Origin of the sequence: Promicromonospora sp. NPDC050880 (assembly GCF_044456525.1) — a bacterium.
Lineage (GTDB): Bacteria > Actinomycetota > Actinomycetes > Actinomycetales > Cellulomonadaceae > Promicromonospora.
The window spans coordinates 15,678-35,668 of the sequence record NZ_JBITFV010000007.1; the positions used below are offsets into that span (position 1 = coordinate 15,678).

Consider the following 19,991-nt stretch of genomic DNA (forward strand, 5'->3'; position numbering starts at 1 on the left):
CCCGCCCGGGCCAAGCTGATTCCGCCACGCTGGTTCCACGGTGACGTCGAACCTGTGGACAACGGACCACGGATGTCGGCGACGTGCTGTTGACTGTCCCCGTGAGTACAGAAGCTGTGACCGGTACCGATCCGACGAAGGACGCCCCCGACGTCGCCACCCTCAGCTACGAGCAGGCACGCGACGAGCTCGTGCAGGTGGTTGGCCGCCTGGAGGCCGGCGGCGAGCCGCTGGAGGCGTCGCTCGCGCTCTGGGAGCGCGGCGAGGCCCTGGCCGCCCGCTGCCAGGAGTGGCTCGACGGCGCCCGTGAACGCCTGGCGGCCGCGCAGCAGGCCTCCGGCGGTTCGGCAGGTTCGGCCGGTTCCGCCGACTCCCCGGAGGAGGCCCGGTGAGCGCGCACGTCCTCGCCGTGGGCGAGGCCCTCGTGGACCAGGTGCGCCGTCCCGACGGCTCCACCGCCGACCACCCCGGCGGCAGCATCGCCAACGTCGCGCTCACGCTCGGGCGTCTGGGCCGCGAGGTGCGGCTGGCGACGTGGCTCGGCGCGGACGACCGGGGCGACCTGGTGCGCGGCTGGCTCGCCGAATCGGGCGTGCGCCTCGTCGAGGGCAGCGACGGCGCGGCCCGCACGAGCGTCGCGGTCGCCACCCTGGACGACGACGGCTCGGCCACCTACGACTTCGACCTCACCTGGCAGGTCCCCGCCGCGGCGCTGCCGGGCGGTCCCGGTGCCGGAGCCGACGGCGCGCTGGCCGTCCACACCGGGTCCATCGCGGCGATGCTCGAGCCGGGCGCGACCCAGGTGCGCGAGCTCCTGGAGGCCGCCCGGGCGACGGCGACCACCACGTACGACCCGAACGCCCGGCCCGCGATCATGGGTCAGGCCGACGAGGTCCGCCCGCGCGTGGAGGCGCTGGTGCACCTGTCCGACGTGGTCAAGGTGAGCGACGAGGACCTCGCCTGGCTGTACCCGGGCTCCGACCCGGTGGCCGTCGCCCGCGAGTGGCAGGCCGGCACGCCCGCGCTCGTCGTGGTCACCCTGGGTGGCAAGGGCGCGGTCGCCGTGTCCGACGCCGGCGAGGTCGAGGTCGTGGCTCCTCAGGTCGACGTGGTAGACACCGTGGGCGCGGGCGACTCGTTCATGGGCGCCCTGATCGACGGCCTGTGGGAGCACGACCTGCTGGGCGCCGGCCGGCGGGCCGCGCTCGACGAGGTCGACGCCGCCACGGTGCGGCAGGTCCTGGAGGGCTGCGTCGCTGTCGCGGCCGTCACCGTGTCCCGGGCGGGTGCCAACCCGCCCCGTCGTGAGGAGGTCGGATCATGAGCTCGGTCCCGATGCCGGAGCGGCTCACGCCGCGTGACGCCTGGGCGCTGCTGCGTTCGGGCAACGACCGTTTCGTCGCGGACGCGCCCGCGCACCCGTCGCAGGGCGCCGACCGGCGCCGCGAGCTCCAGGCCGCGCAGCACCCGCACACCGTGATCTTCGGCTGCTCGGACTCCCGGGTGGCCGCCGAGATCATCTTCGACCAGGGCCTGGGCGACGTGTTCGTGGTCCGTACCGCGGGCCACGTCGTCGACACCACCGTGATCGGCTCGATCGAGTACGGCGTGGACGTGCTCGGTGCGTCGCTCGTCGTGGTGCTGGGGCACGACTCGTGCGGGGCGGTGGCCGCGGCGGCGCACACGCTGGCCACGGGCGAGCAGCCCGGCGGGTTCGTGCGTGCCGTGGTGGACCGGGTCATCCCGTCGATCGCCAGCATCACCTCGGGCGACCAGGCGGCGACCATGGCCCTCCTGTCCGACCAGGACCTGCTGCGCCGGGAGCACGTGAAGCACACCGTCGGGATGCTGCACGGGTACTCGGCCGGGCTCGCCCGGGCCGTCGAGGAGGGCCGGTGCGCGGTGGTCGGTCTGGAGTACGACCTCGCCGAGGGCAGCGCGCGCATGGTCGACGTGATCGGTGACATCGGCGAGGTGCCGCCGGCCGCGCAGGAGCCCCTCGCGGGGTGACAGGAGTCACGCCCTGCGGTGCGTCGCCCGAGCGAGGCTGCGGCACGATAGACCCATGACTGCTGACACCGTCGTCTCGCCGGGCTCCGCCGAGCCCGGCGACACCACGACCGCCTACCGCATCGAGCACGACACCATGGGCGAGGTTCGTGTCCCCGCGAACGCCCTGTACCGCGCGCAGACACAGCGTGCCGTCGAGAACTTCCCGATCTCCGGCACCCCGCTCGAGCGGGCCCACATCGAGGCCCTCGCGCGTGTGAAGAAGGCCGCGGCGACGGCGAACGCGGAGCTCGGCGTGCTCGACCAGGACATCGCGGACGCCATCGTCGCCGCCGCGGACGAGGTCGCCTCCGGCAAGTACGACGGGCACTTCCCGATCGACGTGTACCAGACGGGCTCCGGCACGTCGTCGAACATGAACACCAACGAGGTGCTCGCGACCCTCGCCACGAACGCGCTCGGCAAGGACGTGCACCCGAACGACCACGTCAACGCCTCGCAGTCGTCGAACGACGTGTTCCCCACGTCCGTGCACGTCGCGGCGACGTCGGGTGTCGTGAACGACCTGATCCCCGCGCTGAACCACCTGGCCGAGGCACTCCAGGCCAAGTCCGACGAGTTCGCCACCGTCGTGAAGTCCGGCCGCACGCACCTCATGGACGCCACCCCGGTCACCCTCGGCCAGGAGTTCGGCGGGTACGCCGCCGCGATCCGCTACGGCGTCGAGCGCCTGCAGGCCGCACTGCCGCGTGCCGCCGAGGTGCCGCTGGGCGGCACCGCCGTGGGCACGGGCATCAACACCCCGGCGGGCTTCCCGCAGCGGGTCATCGCGCTGCTCGCGCAGGACACCGGGCTGCCGCTGACCGAGGCCCGCGACCACTTCGAGGCGCAGTCCGCGCGCGACGGGCTGGTCGAGCTCTCCGGCGCGCTGCGCACCATCGCGGTGTCCGTGACCAAGATCTGCAACGACCTGCGCTGGATGGGCTCCGGCCCCAACACCGGTCTGGGCGAGATCGCGCTGCCCGACCTGCAGCCGGGATCCTCGATCATGCCGGGCAAGGTCAACCCGGTGATCCCCGAGGCCGTGCTCATGGTGTGCGCGCGCGTGATCGGCAACGACGCCACCGTCGCGTGGGCGGGCGCCAGCGGCTCCTTCGAGCTCAACGTGCAGATCCCGGTGATCGCGCAGGGTGTGCTGGAGTCGATCCGCCTGCTGTCGAACTCGTCGCGGGTGCTCGCGGACAAGACGATCGTCGGCATCACCGCGAACGTCGACCGCGCCCGCGCGCTGGCCGAGTCGTCGCCGTCGATCGTCACGCCGCTGAACCGCGCGATCGGCTACGAGGCCGCCGCCAAGGTGGCCAAGCACGCGGTCAAGGAGGGCGTCACGGTGCGCCAGGCCGTGGTCGACCTCGGCTTCGTCGAGCGCGGCGAGGTCACCGAGGAGCAGCTCGACACGGCCCTCGACGTGCTGTCGATGACGCGGCCGCCGCAGGCCTGAGACGCCGCAGGCCCCGGACAGCAGAGAGCGCCTGTCCCGTCCCACCCGCTGATCGGGAGGAACGGACAGGCGCTCTCTGCCATGCCGGGTCCAGCAGGCCACCACCGCCCGAGGCACCCCGCGCGAACGTAGGCTTCGTCGCTCGATGAGCGGGTCTTGGCACGACGAAACCTACGTTCGGCACCCTGCCGGGTGGGCCGGCGTGAGGTCCGGGCCGGCGTGACGTCCGGTCAGACCGCCGGCGTCTCGACCGGCGCGGCGGCCTCGGCCGGGGCGGCGACCGCGGCGTCGTCCTTCTGGGCCTGGAGGATGACCGCGGCGGCGACCGCGGCACCGACGGTGGCGACGGCCGCGACCGAGGCGGCGATGGCGACCTGCGTGGCGACCGTGGCGACGCCCCACTCGCTGCCGGCGATCTCCTCGGCGCGCTCCTGGGCGGCCTTGCGCTGCTCCTTGCCGACCAGGCCGGCGATCAGGCCGGAGCCGTGCAGCAGGGAGATCAGGGTGGCGGTGCGCTCGTCGGGCTCGGCGCCCTCGACGAGCACCTTGGTGAGGTTCGCGCGCAGCGCGGTCTCGTGGCTCGAGTCGGCGGCCGGCCAGCGGGTCACGGGGAGCATGCGGAAGAGCTTGGACTCCTCCTTCTCCAGGATGCCGCGCTCGACGAGCGCCGCCAGGAGGTTCTCCTCGGCGTCCTTGGAGATCGCCTCGACGACCTTGCGCGCCGGGGCGTCCGGCGTGGCGAGCACGGCCTGCAGCGCGGCGTCGAGGGCGACGTGGCCCGCGGGGCTGTTGTCGGTGACGATGATCGTCGCGTCACCGGCCTTCTCGCGCTCCTCCTTGGTGGCACCGGCCTCCGGAGCACCCCGCAGCAGGGTCTTGCGCGCGTCGGAGAGGTCGGCCAGGAGGGCACCGGCGAGGCGAACACCCAGGTTGTCGACGTTGGCGGTCTTGCCCGTCTCGTCGTCGACGGCGAGCAGCAGGAAGTCTTCGGCTATCAGCATGCCCCGATGCTATATCCGACAAGGGCGACACACCCCGAATTGAGACGATCGCCGGACTGTCTACCTCTTTGGTTAGCCTTACCTAAGTCTGCTACTCTCGGTCGTGCACGCATCGAGAGGCGTACCGCGGGACTGCGGGGCTGGGGGGTTCCGTCCGGCGGCGCGCCTCTCGCGTGTCAGAAGTTCCGTACGTGTCAGAGGCTCAGGCCACCGGAGGTGGCCTGAGCCTCTGACATGCCGGGGCGTGGCGTCGCCTCAGACGTCCAGGCGCTCCAGCATGTCCGTCACCAGCGCCGCGACCGGCGAACGCTCGGACCGGGTCAGGGTCACGTGCGCGAACAGCGGGTGCCCCTTGAGCGCCTCGATCACCGCCGCGACGCCGTCGTGCCGCCCCACGCGCAGGTTGTCGCGCTGGGCGACGTCGTGGGTGAGCACCACGCGGGAGCTCTGACCGATCCGGGACAGCACCGTCAGCAGCACGTTCCGCTCCAGCGACTGCGCCTCGTCGACGATGACGAACGAGTCGTGCAGGGACCGCCCGCGGATGTGCGTGAGCGGCAGCACCTCGAGCATGTCGCGGGCGATGACCTCCTCGACCACCGCGGGCGAGACCAGCGCCCCGAGGGTGTCGTAGACGGCCTGCGACCACGGGTTCATCTTCTCGGACTCGGATCCGGGCAGGTAGCCCAGGTCCTGACCGCCCACCGCGTACAGGGGCCGGAACACGACCACCTTGCGGTGCTGCTGCCGCTCCAGCACGGCCTCCAGCCCGGCGCACAGGGCGAGCGCCGACTTGCCCGTGCCGGCCCGGCCGCCGAGCGAGACGATGCCGATCTCGTCGTCGAGCAGCAGGTCGATCGCCACACGCTGCTCGGCCGAGCGGCCGTGCACGCCGAACACCTCCTGGTCGCCCCGCACGAGCTGCACGCGCTTGTCGGCCGTCACGCGCCCGAGCGCGGAACCACCCGGTGAGTGCACCACCATGCCGGTGTGCACCAGGAGCGGGGACGCCGCCTCGACCGTCGCCGGGTCCAGGGCGGCGATCTCCACGGACTCGTTCTCCCAGAGAGCGCCCATCTGCTCGTCGGAGAGGTCGATCTCGCGCATGCCGGTCCAGCCGGAGTCGACGGCGAGCTCGGCCCGGTACTCCTCGGCCTGCAGACCGACCGCCGACGCCTTGACCCGCATCGGCAGATCCTTGGAGACCACGGTCACGCTGTTGCCCTCGGCGGCGAGGTTGGCCGCCACCGCGAGGATCCGGGTGTCGTTGTCCCCCAGGCGGAACCCGGCGGGCAGGACGGTCGGGTCCACGTGGTTGAGCTCCACGCGCAGCGTGCCGCCCGTGTCCCCCACGGGGACCGGCGAGTCGAGCCGGCCGTGCTGCACCCGCAGCCCGTCCAGCATCCGCAGTGCGCTGCGGGCGAAGTACCCGAGCTCGGCGTGGTGACGCTTGGCCTCCAGCTCCGTGATCACGACGATCGGCAGGACGACGTCGTGCTCCGCGAACCGCAACATCGCCTTCGGGTCGCTCAACAGCACAGACGTGTCGATGACGAAGGTCCTGCGATCGTCACCGACCGCGCCGGCTGCGGCGTCGGCACTCTGGTCGGTCGGACGGGTGGTCGATGCGGAATGGCTCACTGCGGCTCTCCCTCCGGCGCCGAAACGCCGTGACAGCCTCGTCGCTACCTGGCGGGCACCGCCTGTCGGCGGAACCGACCCGGTCGAACCGGGGCTGGTGGATGGGCCGGGCGACCGGCTCGGCGCGCCGCGTCGTGGCGCAGAGCCGGGACCGGCCCTTCTCCACGGAGCAAGCACTCCATAGGTTGGCCTCCCGAAGGGGCGACTGGGTGCCGTCCCTGAACTGGAACCTACGCGCACTGCCATCCTGTGGCCAGAGTTATCCCTCGGCGGGTCGCAAGTTGTCACGAACTGTTCACATGGTGGCAATGGCTTCACCCGCGAGTCAAAGAATCGCAAAACTCGCAGGAAGGCGTGCCGTAGCGGGAGGATGGACGCATGCCTCATCTCGCGATCCTGCTGCGCGCCGTGAACATCGGGCCGGGTCTGCGCGTCTCGTCGGCGGACCTGCGCGGCGCCGCCGAGGACGTCGGCCTCGGCGACGCCCGCACCCTCCTGAACAGCGGCAACCTCGTGGTCGCCACGGACGGCGCCGATCCGGGCGACATCGTGCGGCGCGTGCAGGAGCGGCTGGCCGAACGCGTGGGCCGGCCCGTGGCCGCCGTCGGACTGAGTGGTGCGCGGCTCGAGGAGATCGCGCGGGACAACCCCTTCCCGGCCGCGGCACGCGACGACCCGGCCCGGCTCCAGGTGCACGTCCCGTTCGGCGACGTGGACGCGGCCGGGGTGGCGCGGCTCGACCTGGCCAACGCCGGGCGCGAGATGCTGGCCACGGCCGCGGGCGTGCTGTACGTGCACTACGTGGACGGCATCGGCCGGTCGAAGCTCACGGCGACCGTGATCGACCGGGCCGTGGGCGCGCCCACCACGGCGCGGAACTGGAACACGATCACCAAGCTGCGTGCCGCGTGCGCCGATCGGAGGTCGAGGTAGCGTCGAGGACGGGTCAGGTAGGGTAAAGATCCGGGCGTGCCGGGAGGCCTGGTCGGTGGAGACCGGGTCGGATCGGTCCGCACCCCACGACCCTGCAGCAGCCCGAGAGGACGCCCGTTGAGCGGTACCGCCCCTGCCCCCACCCGGATCCAGCGCCTGCGCAAGTGGGTGTCGCGTGAGACGACGGGCGGTGCGCTCCTCATCGGTGCGGCGTTCCTCGCCCTGGTGTGGGCCAACTCGCCGTGGCGGGAGTCCTACCAGGCCCTGTCGGGCACCGTGGTGGGGCCGGCCGCGATCGGTCCGCTGCCCGTCCACCTCGACCTGACGCTCGCGACCTGGGCCGCGGACGGCCTGCTGGCGATCTTCTTCTTCGTGGTCGGTGTCGAGCTCAAGCAGGAGTTCGTCGCCGGGAGCCTGCGCAACCCCAAGGAGGCCGGGGTCCCGATGATCGCCGCGGTCGGCGGCATGGCGATGCCCGCCCTGATCTACGTGGGCGCCCTGCTGCTGCTCGACGAGCCCGGGGCGCTGCACGGCTGGGCGATCCCGACGGCCACCGACATCGCGTTCGCGGTGGGCGTCCTCGCGATCTTCGGCCGCGGGCTGCCCGCCGCCATCCGCACGTTCCTGCTCACGCTCGCCGTGGTCGACGACCTGCTGGCGATCGTCGTCATCGCGATCTTCTACACGAGCGAGATCCACTGGCTGCCGCTGCTGGGCACGCTCGTGTGCGTGGTGCTGTACGCCTGGCACGTGCGCTCGCGCGCGCCGCGCTGGTACGTGCTGCTGCCGCTCGCCGTCGTGGCGTGGGCGCTGATGCACTCCTCCGGCGTGCACGCCACCATCGCGGGCGTGCTGCTGGGCTTCACCGTCCCGGCGATCGCCCGCCACGGCGAGCCGACGGCGCGCACCGCCCGGTACGAGCACCGGCTCCGGCCGATCTCCTCGGGGATCGCGCTGCCCGTGTTCGCGTTCTTCGCCGCGGGCGTCTCGCTGGTCGACGGCGGCGGACCCGGCGCCGTGGTCGGTCAGCCGGTGGTCGCCGCGATCGCCGCCGGGCTCGTGGTGGGCAAGCTCGTCGGCGTGCTGGGCACCACGGCGCTGGTCACCCGGGTCACGCCGCTGCGGCTGCCCGACGGCATCGGCGTGCGCGACCTGCTGCCCGTGGGGCTGCTCGCGGGTATCGGCTTCACCGTGTCGCTGCTGATCAGCGAGCTGTCCTTCGGCGACTCCGAGCACACCGACGGCGCCAAGATCGCGATCCTCGGCGCCTCGGTGCTCGCCGCGATCCTGGGCGGCGTCTCGCTGCGCTGGGACGCCCGCCGCGCCCGTACCTCGGACATGAACCTGGACGGGCGGGCGGACGACGTCCGCGCCTACATCGGCGACGCCGAGGACCGCGAGGCGCACTGACCCGGCGCTGAGCCGACGGCGGCGTCAGACCTCCAGCAGCAACGCCTCACCCTGGCCCCCGCCGCCGCACAGGCCGACGGCGGCGCGCCCTCCGCCGCGCCGGGCCAGCTCGTGCGCCGCGTGCACCGCGATGCGCGCGCCGGACGCCCCCACGGGGTGTCCCAGTGCGATGCCGCCGCCGTGCACGTTGACGATGTCGAGCGGCACACCGAGCTCCTTCGCGGACACCCCGACCACCACGGCGAACGCCTCGTTGATCTCCACGAGGTCGAGGTCGGACGCGGACCAGCCCTCGCGCTCCAGCGCCTGACCGATCGCCCGGGCCGGCTGGGAGTGCAGCGAGTTGTCCGGCCCAGCCACCTGGCCGTGCGATCGGACCGTCGCGAGCACCGGCACCCCGGCCGCCTCGGCCCGGGCGCGCGTGGTGAGCACGAGCGCCGCTGCGCCGTCCGAGATCTGCGACGAGTTGCCCGCCGTCAGCGTCCCGTCGCTCGTGAACGCGGGGCGCAGCCGCGCGAGCGACTCGGGCGTCGTGTCGGGCCGGACTCCCTCATCGGTGCGCACCTCGACGGGTTCGCCGCGGCGCTGCGGCACCGACACGGGCGCCAGCTCCGCCTCGAAGTACCCGTCCTTCGCCGCGGCGGCGGCCCGCTGGTGCGAGGCCGCCGCGATCTGGTCCTGCTCCTCGCGCGAGACGAACACGTCGCCGGTGTTGTGCTCCTCGGTCGAGATGCCCATGGAGACGTCGTCGAACGCGTCGGTCAGGGCGTCGTGCGCCACGGAGTCGGCCAGCTCGGCCGAGCCGTAGCCGAACCCGGACCGCGCACCGGCCAGCAGGTGCGGGGCGTTGGTCATCGACTCCTGCCCGCCCACCAGCACCACGGACGCCTCGCCCGTGCGCAGCAGCCGGGCGCCGTCGATGATCGACGTCAGCCCGGACAGGCAGACCTTGTTCACCGTCACGGCCTGCACGTCCCAGGGCACCCCGGCGGCCACGGCCGTCTGCCGGGCCGGGTTCTGCCCCGCGCCCGCCTGGATCACCTGGCCGAAGACCACCTTGTCCACGTCGGCCGCGAGCGCACCCGCGCCCTCCAGCGCCTTGCGTGCCGCGACGGCGCCGAGCTCCACGGCGCTCAGCGCGGACAGCGAACCCTTCAGCCGTCCCTGCGGCGTCCGCGCCGCCGAGACGATCACCACGTCGTCGGCACTGTGTGTCGCGCCCGAACCGGTGGCGCCCGGACGGGTGCTCGTGGCACCCGTGGGGGCGGAAAATGCGTCACTCATGAGACCTCCTTTGGCCGTTCTTCCCAGCGTATCCCCCGGATTCACCGGCGAGCCCCGCGGTCGAGGGCGCACCGGTCACGCACGAGCTCAGCCCGCGGACCCGACCAGCTCGACGGCGAGCTCCGGCTCGGTCTTCTCGACGACCTCCTCGGCCGTCACGCCGGGCGCGAGCTCCCGGAGCACCAGCCCGGACGGCGTCACGTCGAGCACCGCCAGGTCGGTGATGATCCGGTTCACCACGCCCTTGCCGGTCAGCGGCAGCGAGCACTCGCGCAGGATCTTCGGCGACCCGTCGCGCGCCACGTGCTCCATGAGCACGATCACGCGGCCGGCGCCGTGCACCAGGTCCATCGCGCCGCCCATGCCCTTGACCATCTTGCCGGGGATCATCCAGTTGGCCAGGTCGCCCGTGGCCGAGACCTGCATGCCGCCGAGGATCGCGGCATCGATCTTGCCGCCGCGGATCATCCCGAACGACGTGGCGGAGTCGAAGATGGACGAGCCGGGCAGCAGCGTGACGGTCTCCTTGCCCGCATTGATCAGGTCGGGGTCCACGGCGTCCTCGGTCGGGTACGGGCCCACCCCGAGGATGCCGTTCTCGGACTGCAGCACCAGGTGCCGGTCGGCCGGCACGTAGTTCGGCACGAGCGTGGGCAGTCCGATGCCCAGGTTCACGTACATCCCGTCGGCCAGCTCGCGCGCGGCGCGCGCGGCCATCTCCTGTCGCGTCAGTGCCATGGTTCAGCCCTCCTTGCTCGTCGAGGTGCCCGACGGCGCGGGCTCCGTCACCGTGCGCCGCTCGATCCGCTTCTCGATGTCGGTGCCGACGTGCACCAGCCGGTGCACGTACACGCCCGGCAGGTGCACGCTGTCCGGGTCGATCTCCCCCGGCTCGACGAGCTCCTCGACCTGGGCGATGCAGACCCGTCCCGCCATCGCGGCGAGCGGCGAGAAGTTGCGCGCCGACCTGTTGAACACGAGGTTGCCGTGCCGGTCGCCGCGCAGGGCGTGCACCAGCGCGAAGTCGGTGCTGATGGCCTCCTCCAGCACGTACTCGGCGCCGTCGTCGCCGAACGTGCGCACCTCCTTGGCCGGCGACGCGATCGCCACGCCGCCCGCGCCGTCGTACCTGCGCGGCAGGCCGCCGTCGGCCACCTGCGTGCCCACGCCCGTCCGCGTGAAGAAGGCCGCGATGCCCGCGCCGCCGGCGCGGAGCTTCTCGGCGAGCGTGCCCTGCGGGGTGAGCTCCAGCTCGAGCTCGCCCGAGAGGAACTGACGCTCGAACTCCTTGTTCTCGCCCACGTAGGAGCTGGTCATCTTGGCGATGCGCTGCGCGCCGAGCAGCACCCCGAGACCCCAGTCGTCCACGCCGCAGTTGTTGCTCACCACGGACAGGCCGCTGGTGCCCTGCGCCAGCAGCGCCTCGATCAGGGCGATCGGGTTGCCGCACAGGCCGAACCCGCCCACGGCCAGCGAGGCGCCGTCCGGGATGTCGGCCACCGCCTCGGCCGCGCTGGCGACCACCTTGTCGAACCCGGTGCGTGCTCCAGTCATCGTCGACTCCTTCATCAGGTCAGTACCGGCAGGTCGCGCCATGAGCCAGTGTCACACCCCGGGTGCCCGGGGGTCACCGGGCGCTCCAGCCGCCGTCGACGGCCCACGAGGCGCCGGACACCATGGCGGCGTCCGGGCCCGTGAGCCAGCCGACCAGCGCGGCGACCTCGTGCGGCTCCACGAGCCGCTTGACCGCGGACTCCGCGAGCATGACCTTCGCCATCACCTCGGACTCACCGATCCCGTGCACCCGGGCCTGCTCGGCGATCTGCTTCTCCACCAGGGGCGTGCGCACGTAGCCGGGGTTGACGCAGACGCTGGTCACGCCGTGCTCGCCACCCTCCAGGGCCGTCACCTTGGACAGGCCCTCCAGGCCGTGCTTGGCCGCCACGTACGCCGCCTTGAACGGCGAGGCCACCAGCCCGTGCACCGACGAGATGTTGACCACCCGCCCCCAGCCTCGGGCATACATGCCCGGCAGGGCGGCGCGGACCAGCAGGAACGGCGCCTCCAGCATGATCCGCTGGACCAGCCGGAAGTCGTCCGGCACGAAGTCCTGGATGGGGCTGACGCGCTGGATGCCCGCGTTGTTCACCAGCACGTCCGTGTCCAGCCGCAGGTCGTCCAGGGCCCGGGTGTCGGACAGGTCGACCACCCAGGCCTCGCCGCCCACCTCCTCGGCGACGGCCTTGGCGCCGTCGCCGTCCACGTCCGCCACCGTCACGTGGGCACCGCGTGCGGCGAGCTCGCGAGCGCACGCGGCGCCGATCCCGCTCGCGCCACCCGTCACGAGGGCCCGGCGGCCCGTCAGCGTCAGCTCCATCGTCGGTCCTTCTCCTCGGCCTTCCACCACGTGCTCCTCCACCGCTCGTCCTCTCGCCCGCGTGCTCGCGGCCGTGCGGGCCGCCCGGCGGGCTCCCGGCCGCCTCACGACCGGGAGCCCGCGCGACTCAGTCCCGTGCGAGTCCCTTCGCCGCGAGCGCCTGCTCGCGTGCCTGGTCCTCGGCGTCCAGGGCGTGCAGCGATGCGCCCCTGGTCTCGCGCAGCGCTATCGCCGCGACGAGGGTGATGAGGGCGGCGACGCCCATGTAGACGGCGGTGGGCCACCAGGAGCCGGTGTTCTTGAGCCAGGTGGTGGCGAGGATCGGCGCCAGGGAGCCCGCCACGATGGAGGTCACCTGGTAGCTGATCGAGACGCCGGAGTAGCGCATCCGGGTGGGGAACATCTCGGCCATGATCGCGGGCTGCACGGCGTACATCAGCGCGTGGAACAGCAGGCCTGCCATGAGCACGGCCAGGATCACCCAGGCGTTCTGGGTGTCCATGGCCGGGAAGGCGAACCAGCACCAGGTGGCGCCGAGCACGGCCCCCGTGATGTAGAGCGGCTTGCGGCCCACGCGGTCCGCGAGGCGCCCGACGGCGAGGATCACCACGAAGTGGAACGCGTGCGCGGCCGCGACCACACCGAGGATGCGCGTGGTGTCCATGCCGAGCGCGGTGCCGAGGTAGACGATCGAGAAGCTGACCACGAGGTAGTACAGGATGTTCTCGGCGAACCGCAGGCCCATGCCGGTGAGCACGCCACGCGGGTAGCGCCTGATCACCTCGAGCACGCCGTAGCCCTTGTCGCCCTCGTCGATCTCGGCCTTCGCCTCCTCGTAGATGGGCGCGTCCGAGACGCGGGTGCGCACGTAGTAGCCCACGACGATGACGACGGCGGACAGCCAGAACGCGACGCGCCAGCCCCAGGCGAGGAAGGCCTCGTCGGTCAGGGTGGCCGACATCGTGTAGAGCACGACGGTCGCGAGCAGGTTGCCCGCGGGCACGCCGGCCTGCGGCCACGCCGTCCAGCGGGCGCGCTCGTCGTCGCGGCTGTGCTCCGCGACGAGCAGCACGGCGCCGCCCCACTCGCCGCCGAGCGCCACGCCCTGGACGAAGCGCAGGATCACCAGGAGCGCCGGGGCGAGGAACCCGACCTGCTGGAACGTGGGCAGGCAGCCCATGAGCACGGTCGCCACGCCGATCAGCACGATCGTGAACTGCAGCGTGTACTTGCGTCCGAGCTTGTCGCCCAGGTGGCCGAAGATGACGCCGCCCAGCGGTCGGGCGAGGAAGCCGACGGCGTAGGTGACGAACGCGGCGATGATCGCGTCGTAGGCGTTGCCCGTCTCGGGCATGAGCACCTTGTTGAACACGAGCGCCGCGGCGGTCGCGTAGAGGAAGAAGTCGTACCACTCGACGACGGTGCCGGCCATCGAGGCGGCGACGATGCGCCGGATGAGCGACCGGTCCCCCGGTGCGCCCTGGCTCTGCTGTGCGGACATGCTGCTGCTCCTAGGTGTCGACTCTGACACGGGACGTGGCCGGCCCGGTGTGGTCCGCGCGGACCGCCACGATGACCCGCCCGAGTTTTCCCGGAAGCACTGTGCGCAGCAATGACGAACTCGGCAGACGGCGTGTGCAGGAATGCACACTTGGTAGCGTCACCGCATGTCAGCCCGCAACGACCCGCCGGCCGGCCAGGTCGCCGACCAGCTCCTGGTGCTCCTGGCCGTGGCCCGCACCGGCCGGTACACGACGGCGGCCCGCGCGCTCGGCGTCAACCACACCACGGTCGCCCGCAACATCACGGCGCTGGAACGTGCCCTGGGCGGACGCCTCCTGGTCAAGGGCGCCGACGGCTGGGAGCTGACGGCGCTCGGCCGGCGCGCGGCCCGGGCCGGGGAGGCCGTGTCCGACGCCGTGGACCGGCTCGTGGGCGGCGACACCGAGGCCGACCCGGTGACCGGCGTCGTGCGGATGACGGCGACCGACGGGTTCAGCGCCTACGTGGCCTCCCCCGCGATCGCCCGGCTCCGCGGGGAGCACCCGGAGCTGTCCGTCGAGCTCGTCACGGTCACCCGCGTGGCCACCCACCACCGCTCGGGGGTCGACGTCGACGTCGTGGTCGGGGACCCCAACGTGCAGCGGGCCAAGGCCGTGCGCCTGGGTGAGTACGTGCTCGGGATGTACGGCTCGCGGGACTACCTGGCGCGGCACGGCACGCCCACCACGGTCGAGGAGATGTCGCGGCACGGGCTGGTCTACTTCGTCGACTCGATGCTCCAGGTCAACGACCTCGACGCGCCCCGGCGCCTGGTCCCAGGCATGCCGGACGCGCTGGCGTCGACCAACGTGTTCGTGCACGTCGAGGCCACGCGCGCCGGCGCGGGACTGGGCTTCCTGCCCTGCTTCATGGCCGACCGGCACGACGACCTGGTGCGGCTCCTGCCCGACGAGGTCACCGAGCGGCTGCCCTACTGGGCCGTGATCCGCAGCGAGTCGTGGCGCCGGCCGGCCGTGGCCGCCGTCGTGCAGGTGCTGGCCGACGAGATGGCCCGTCAGCGCGACCACATGCTGGGCCTCACGACTTCCCCCTGACGCCGAGTGCGGACCTGGTGGCGGTAAGAGCCCCGAATCCGCCACCAGGTCCGCGCTCGTCGGTCCGGGGGGCTCAGTCCTCCGGAGCGTGCCGTTCCAGGAACTTGTAGACCTCCGTCGTCTCCACGCCCGGGTACGCGCCCGAGGGCATCGCGGCGAGCATCGACGCGTGCGGCCGCGCGGACGGCCAGGCGAAGTCGCCCCACTTCTCCGACAGCTCGGCAGGCGGCCGCCGGCAGCACGACTCGTCGGGACAACGGGAGGCCGCGCGCTGGGTGGTCTCCCGCCCGGAGAACCACTTGACGTGCGCGAACGGCACGCCCACCGACACCGAGAAGGCGCCGTCCGAGGTGTTCTCCACGCGGGACGTGCACCAGTACGTGCCCGACGACGTGTCGGTGTACTGCGCATACGGGTTGAACCGGTCCTCGACGTCGAACACCCGGCGGGCCGTCCACTGCTTGCACACGTGCTGGCCCTCGACGGCGCCCAGGGCGTCGGACGGGAACCGCACGCCGTCGTTCTCGTAGGCCTTGTGCAGGATCCCGGACTCGTGCACCTTCATGAAGTGCACCGGGATGCCGAGGTGGCGCGTGGCGAGGTTGGTGAAGCGGTGCGCGGCGGTCTCGAACGACACCCCGAACGCGTCACGCAGGTCCTCGATGGCGATCGCCCGCTCGTCCTTGGCGTCGCGCAGGAACTTCACGCCCGGTTTCTCGGGCACCATGAGCGCGGCCGCGAGGTAGTTGGCCTCGACCCGCTGCCGCAGGAACTCGCCGTAGTGCCCCGGCTCCGTGTGCTCCAGCACGTGCGAGGCGAGTGCCTGCAGCAGCGCGGAGCGGGTGTTGGACCGGCCGCGGAACCCCTTGGACGGCAGGTAGAGGCGCCGGTTGCGCGTGTCGATCACCGACCGCGTCGAGTGCGGCAGGTCGCTCACGTAGTGCAGCGTGAAGCCGAGGTGCGCGGCGATCTCGGCGGCCATGCGCTGGGGCAGCGGCCCGGACGTGTGCCCGACGTCGGCCAGCAGGCCCTTGGCCACCTGTTCCAGCTCCGGCAGGTAGTTGTCCTTGGCGCGCATCTCGTCGCGGAGCTCGCCGTTGGCCCGGCGTGCCTCCTCCGGGGTGGCCGCACGCTCGGTGTGCAGGCGCTCCAGCTCGCGGTGCAGCGCCAGGATCGTCGAGAGTGCGTCGTGGGGCAGCGACTTGCCGATGCGCACACCGTCGATACCGAGCGACGCGAAGAGGGGGCCGCGCTGCGCGCGCTCCAGCTCGATCTCCAGCGCGTCGCGCTCCGACGGCGGCTCGGCCGAGAGCAGGTCGTCCACGCCGGCGTCGAGCGCCCGCGCGATGGCCTGGAGCTGCGAGAACTTGGGCTCGCGCTTGCCGTTCTCCAGCGTGCTGACCTGCGACGGAGCACGATCGATGGCCGCCGCGAGGTCTTCCAGGGTCATGCCCTTGCCGGTGCGCAGGTGGCGGATGCGGCGACCGATCGTGAGGGCGTCCGGCTCGGCGTCCGGCGGCGTCGTCGCCGTGGTCGGCGCCGTGACCCTAGAAGCGTTTTGACCGCTCTGCGGAGAACGCGAGGATGTCGCGTTTCGCGCGGTTCTGCGATTTCCTGGGGTTCCTGCCATGCCCGAGGGTGACATACGGAAAGCCTTCCGATCAACAGAAGAACACAAGATCTTCTACTCAGATCTGCTTGAGAAGGGGGTTGTGCGGGGCGGAAGGTCGTAACACGTCACCGGCAGACGCGGTGACAACGTTCCGTCCCGAGAAGGAGACCCGCCATGAGCGCACCCACGATCCATCCCACGTCCGAGGCGACCACGTCCGCGACGACCGCGGTGCCGGCGACTCCCCGCGCCGGCGACCAGGTGCAGACCGCGGACGAGCTGCGGCGGTCCTGGGCGTCCGATCCCCGCTGGGCCGGGATCGAGCGCACCTACACCGCCGAGGACGTCGTCGCGCTGCGCGGCTCGGTCGGCGAGGAGAACACGCTGGCCCGCCGCGGCGCCGAACGCCTCTGGAAGCAGCTGCACGAGGAGGACTACATCAACGCCCTCGGGGCGCTGACCGGCAACCAGGCCGTGCAGCAGGTCAAGGCCGGGCTCCAGGCCATCTACCTCTCGGGCTGGCAGGTCGCCGGCGATGCCAACCTCTCCGGCCAGACGTACCCCGACCAGTCGCTCTACCCGGCCAACTCCGTGCCGGCCGTCGTGCGCCGCATCAACAACGCCCTGCTGCGCGCCGACCAGATCGACGTCTCGGAGAACGGCGCCCCCACGCGCGACTGGCTCGCCCCGATCGTGGCCGACGCCGAGGCCGGCTTCGGCGGCCCGCTGAACGCGTACGAGCTGATGAAGTCGATGATCCAGGCGGGCGCCGCCGGCGTGCACTGGGAGGACCAGCTCGCCTCGGAGAAGAAGTGCGGCCACCTCGGCGGCAAGGTGCTCGTCCCGACGCAGCAGCACGTCCGCACCCTGAACGCCGCCCGTCTCGCGGCCGACGTCGCCGACGTGCCGTCGATCGTGATCGCCCGGACCGACGCCGAGGCGGCGACGCTGATCACCTCGGACGTCGACGAGCGCGACCGCCCGTTCATCACCGGCGAGCGCACCAACGAGGGCTTCTACAAGGTCACCAACGGCATCGAGCCGTGCATCGCCCGCGCCAAGGCGTACGCGCCCTACTCCGACCTGATCTGGATGGAGACGGGCACACCGGACCTGGAGCTGGCGCGCAAGTTCGCCGAGGCCGTCAAGGCCGACTTCCCCGACCAGATGCTGAGCTACAACTGCTCGCCGTCGTTCAACTGGAAGAAGCACCTCGACGACGACACGATCGCCAAGTTCCAGCGCGAGCTGGGCGCCATGGGCTTCACGTTCCAGTTCATCACCCTGGCCGGCTTCCACGCCCTGAACTACTCGATGTTCGACCTGGCCCACGGCTACGCCCGCGAGCAGATGTCGGCCTACGTGAAGCTGCAGGAGCTGGAGTTCGCCGCCGAGGAGCGCGGCTACACCGCCACCAAGCACCAGCGCGAGGTGGGCACGGGCTACTTCGACCGGGTCGCCACCGCGCTCAACCCGGACTCGGCCACCACCGCACTGACCGGCTCGACCGAGGAGGCGCAGTTCTGATGACCGCCACCATCGACACCCGCGCCCAGGGCACCAGCCCGTACGACGCCGACGCCGGCCTGGCCGGTATCGGCACACCTCCGGCGTCGCGGACGGCGTCGGTCCCTGCGCCGGCCGCGCCGTCGCCCGCCCCCGCGCCGTCGCCCGCCCCCGCCCGGACGTCAGAGGCCGCCGCCCCCGCGCCGCGCAGCTCGGCGCCCAGCACCCTGCCGAACGGCGGGGTGGGCGCCTCCGGGACCGGTGCCCGCCGCGGCGTGATCACCGTGACCGGCTCCGTGGGGCCGCGGTACGACGAGATCCTCACACCGGAGGCCCTCGGGTTCCTGGCCCTGCTCCATGACCGGTTCGACGCCGCCCGCGACGACCTGATCGCCCAGCGCCAGCTGCGCCGGCAGGACATCGCGGACGGTACCGACCCCGACTTCCGGGCCTCCACCCGGCCGGTGCGGGACGACCCGGACTGGCGGGTCGCCGGCTCCCGGAACGCGCCGGGGCTGGAGGACCGCCGGGTCGAGATCACCGGCCCCACCGACCCGAAGATGACGATCAACGCCCTGAACTCGGGCGCCCGGTGCTGGCTCGCCGACGCCGAGGACGCCTCCAGCCCCACGTGGCCCAACGTGGTGGAGGGACAGCTCGCGCTGCACGACGCCATCCGCGGCACCCTCGCGTTCACGAACGAGGCGGGCAAGGAGTACCGGCTGCGGTCGTCGGACATCACCGACCTGCCGACCATCGTGTTCCGGCCGCGCGGCTGGCACCTCGACGAGGCCCACCTGCGGTACACGGACGCGCACGGCATCACGAGCAACGCCCTGGGCAGCCTCGTCGACTTCGGTCTCTACTTCTTCCACAACGCGGCCGAGCTCGTCGCGCGCGGCCGGGGCCCGTACTTCTACCTGCCCAAGCTGGAGGGCTACCGGGAGGCACGGCTGTGGAACGAGGTGTTCGAGGTGGCGCAGGACGCGCTCGGCATCCCGCGCGGCACCGTGCGCGCCACGGTGCTCATCGAGACCCTGCCCGCGGCCTTCGAGATGGAGGAGATCCTCTACGAGCTGCGCGACCACTGCGCGGGCCTGAACGCGGGCCGCTGGGACTACCTGTTCTCGGTGATCAAGTGCTTCCGCACCCGCGGCGAGTCGTACGTGCTGCCGGACCGTGCCCAGGTCACCATGACCGCGCCGTTCATGCGCGCGTACACCGAGCTGCTCGTGGCCACGTGCCACAAGCGCGGGGCGCACGCCATCGGCGGCATGAGCGCGTTCATCCCCGACCGCCGCGACCCGGAGGTCACGGAGCGGGCGTTCGGCCAGGTGAGCGCTGACAAGAAGCGTGAGGCGTCCGACGGGTTCGACGGCACCTGGGTGGCCCACCCCGACCTGATCCCGGTGGCGCAGGCCGAGTTCGACGCCGTCCTGGGCGACGCGCCGAACCAGGTGTCGCGCCTGCGGGACGACGTCACGGTGGGCCAGCACGAGCTGCTCGACATCGCCTCGGCCCGCCGGGCCGGTGCGACGGTCACCTCGGCCGGCCTGCGGTCGAACGTGTCGGTCGCCGTCCGCTACCTCGACGCCTGGCTGCGCGGTACCGGGGCCGCGGCGCTCGACAGTCTCATGGAGGACGCCGCCACGGCGGAGATCTCGCGGTCGCAGGTGTGGCAGTGGATCGCGTCCGGCACCGTGACCGAGGACGACCAGCAGCCCGTGACCCGCGAGCGCGTCGAGGCGATCCTGCTCGACGTCGTCGCGTCGCTGCCGCACGACCACGGGAACCGGCTCGAGGACGCGGCGGCGATCTTCCGCCAGGTGGCCCTGCAGGACGACTTCCCGCCGTTCCTCACGAGCCCCGCCTACCAGGGTCACCTGGTGGACTCGGCGGTCGACCGGCCGTAGCACCTCGACCGGCCGCGCGGCCGGTCATCGGACCGGTCACGCGGCCGGTCATCCGGCCGGTCATCCGACCGGTCACAGAGCCGGGGCGCCCCGCCGTCGGTCGGGGCGCCCCTTCCATCCGCCCGACGCCGCACCGGCCGCCGTTCTCTCTCCGCACCCCACCACCCCCGGGGCGAGGCCGGCGCGGTGTCGGGCTTGGCGTGGTG

General features: G+C 72.3%; 17 protein-coding genes. 9 read left to right on the forward strand and 8 right to left on the reverse strand.

The window, feature by feature from the left end:
• Positions 1-101: 101 nt before the first annotated feature.
• Genes ACIBBF_RS13625 through ACIBBF_RS13640 form a run of 4 tightly spaced genes read left to right on the forward strand, consistent with a single transcriptional unit; the run spans position 102 to position 3,511 of the window.
• Complete coding sequence (locus ACIBBF_RS13625) at positions 102-392, forward strand: exodeoxyribonuclease VII small subunit (protein ID WP_397413987.1); 291 nt, start codon at positions 102-104, stop codon at positions 390-392.
• The gene (locus ACIBBF_RS13630) at positions 389-1,324 is read left to right on the forward strand and encodes a carbohydrate kinase (protein ID WP_397413990.1); all 936 of its coding nucleotides are present in this window, start codon (positions 389-391) and stop codon (positions 1,322-1,324) included. Before ACIBBF_RS13625 ends, ACIBBF_RS13630 begins: the two co-directional genes overlap by 4 nt.
• Positions 1,321-2,010 carry a carbonic anhydrase gene (locus ACIBBF_RS13635; protein ID WP_397413993.1) on the forward strand — a complete coding sequence of 230 codons (690 nt, stop codon included), beginning with the start codon at positions 1,321-1,323 and terminating at the stop codon, positions 2,008-2,010. The genes ACIBBF_RS13630 and ACIBBF_RS13635 overlap by 4 nt, the downstream gene beginning before the upstream one ends.
• A 55-nt stretch (positions 2,011-2,065) precedes the next feature.
• Entirely contained in the window at positions 2,066-3,511 is a 1,446-nt protein-coding gene (locus ACIBBF_RS13640) for a class II fumarate hydratase (protein WP_397413995.1), read from the forward strand.
• Positions 3,512-3,741: 230 nt separating this feature from the next.
• Here ACIBBF_RS13640 and ACIBBF_RS13645 read toward each other — a convergent pair whose 3' ends face one another.
• Entirely contained in the window at positions 3,742-4,512 is a 771-nt protein-coding gene (locus ACIBBF_RS13645) for a GPP34 family phosphoprotein (RefSeq protein WP_397413997.1), read from the reverse strand.
• 255 nt (positions 4,513-4,767) lie between these two features.
• Positions 4,768-6,027 (reverse strand): PhoH family protein, encoded by a 1,260-nt coding sequence (locus tag ACIBBF_RS13650; protein WP_397414398.1) that lies wholly within the window; start codon positions 6,025-6,027, stop codon positions 4,768-4,770.
• A gap of 504 nt (positions 6,028-6,531) precedes the next feature.
• Here ACIBBF_RS13650 and ACIBBF_RS13655 point away from each other — a divergent pair.
• Together ACIBBF_RS13655 and nhaA are read left to right on the forward strand one after the other, a co-directional pair.
• Positions 6,532-7,086 carry a DUF1697 domain-containing protein gene (locus ACIBBF_RS13655; protein ID WP_397413999.1) on the forward strand — a complete coding sequence of 185 codons (555 nt, stop codon included), beginning with the start codon at positions 6,532-6,534 and terminating at the stop codon, positions 7,084-7,086.
• A gap of 117 nt (positions 7,087-7,203) precedes the next feature.
• The gene (gene nhaA / locus ACIBBF_RS13660) at positions 7,204-8,496 is read left to right on the forward strand and encodes a Na+/H+ antiporter NhaA (protein ID WP_397414001.1); all 1,293 of its coding nucleotides are present in this window, start codon (positions 7,204-7,206) and stop codon (positions 8,494-8,496) included.
• Positions 8,497-8,520: 24 nt separating this feature from the next.
• Here nhaA and ACIBBF_RS13665 read toward each other — a convergent pair whose 3' ends face one another.
• The 5 genes from ACIBBF_RS13665 to ACIBBF_RS13685 all read right to left on the reverse strand — a co-directional run bounded on the left by ACIBBF_RS13665 (position 8,521) and on the right by ACIBBF_RS13685 (position 13,658).
• Positions 8,521-9,693 carry an acetyl-CoA C-acyltransferase gene (locus tag ACIBBF_RS13665; protein WP_397414400.1) on the reverse strand — a complete coding sequence of 391 codons (1,173 nt, stop codon included), beginning with the start codon at positions 9,691-9,693 and terminating at the stop codon, positions 8,521-8,523.
• Between the two features lie 174 nt (positions 9,694-9,867).
• Complete coding sequence (locus ACIBBF_RS13670; protein ID WP_026365903.1) at positions 9,868-10,518, reverse strand: CoA transferase subunit B; 651 nt, start codon at positions 10,516-10,518, stop codon at positions 9,868-9,870.
• A gap of 3 nt (positions 10,519-10,521) precedes the next feature.
• Positions 10,522-11,334, reverse strand: a complete 813-nt coding sequence (locus tag ACIBBF_RS13675; RefSeq protein WP_397414003.1) for a CoA transferase subunit A — start codon at positions 11,332-11,334, stop codon at positions 10,522-10,524.
• A gap of 73 nt (positions 11,335-11,407) precedes the next feature.
• Positions 11,408-12,157, reverse strand: a complete 750-nt coding sequence (locus ACIBBF_RS13680; protein WP_397414005.1) for a 3-hydroxybutyrate dehydrogenase — start codon at positions 12,155-12,157, stop codon at positions 11,408-11,410.
• Positions 12,158-12,284: 127 nt separating this feature from the next.
• The gene (locus ACIBBF_RS13685) at positions 12,285-13,658 is read right to left on the reverse strand and encodes an MFS transporter (protein WP_397414008.1); all 1,374 of its coding nucleotides are present in this window, start codon (positions 13,656-13,658) and stop codon (positions 12,285-12,287) included.
• 166 nt (positions 13,659-13,824) lie between these two features.
• Here ACIBBF_RS13685 and ACIBBF_RS13690 point away from each other — a divergent pair, with 166 nt between their 5' ends.
• Positions 13,825-14,754 carry a LysR family transcriptional regulator gene (locus ACIBBF_RS13690; protein ID WP_397414010.1) on the forward strand — a complete coding sequence of 310 codons (930 nt, stop codon included), beginning with the start codon at positions 13,825-13,827 and terminating at the stop codon, positions 14,752-14,754.
• Between the two features lie 73 nt (positions 14,755-14,827).
• Here the strand turns inward: ACIBBF_RS13690 and ACIBBF_RS13695 are convergent, their stop codons facing one another.
• Positions 14,828-16,384 (reverse strand): helix-turn-helix domain-containing protein, encoded by a 1,557-nt coding sequence (locus ACIBBF_RS13695; RefSeq protein ID WP_397414013.1) that lies wholly within the window; start codon positions 16,382-16,384, stop codon positions 14,828-14,830.
• A gap of 156 nt (positions 16,385-16,540) precedes the next feature.
• Here ACIBBF_RS13695 and aceA point away from each other — a divergent pair, with 156 nt between their 5' ends.
• Together aceA and aceB are read left to right on the forward strand one after the other, a co-directional pair.
• On the forward strand, positions 16,541-17,893 hold the full coding sequence (aceA, locus tag ACIBBF_RS13700; RefSeq protein ID WP_397414016.1) for an isocitrate lyase: 1,353 nt from the start codon (positions 16,541-16,543) through the stop codon (positions 17,891-17,893).
• A complete protein-coding gene (gene aceB, locus ACIBBF_RS13705; protein WP_397414018.1) occupies positions 17,893-19,785 on the forward strand; it encodes a malate synthase A in 1,893 nt (630 codons plus the stop codon). Before aceA ends, aceB begins: the two co-directional genes overlap by 1 nt.
• Positions 19,786-19,991: the final 206 nt, after the last annotated feature.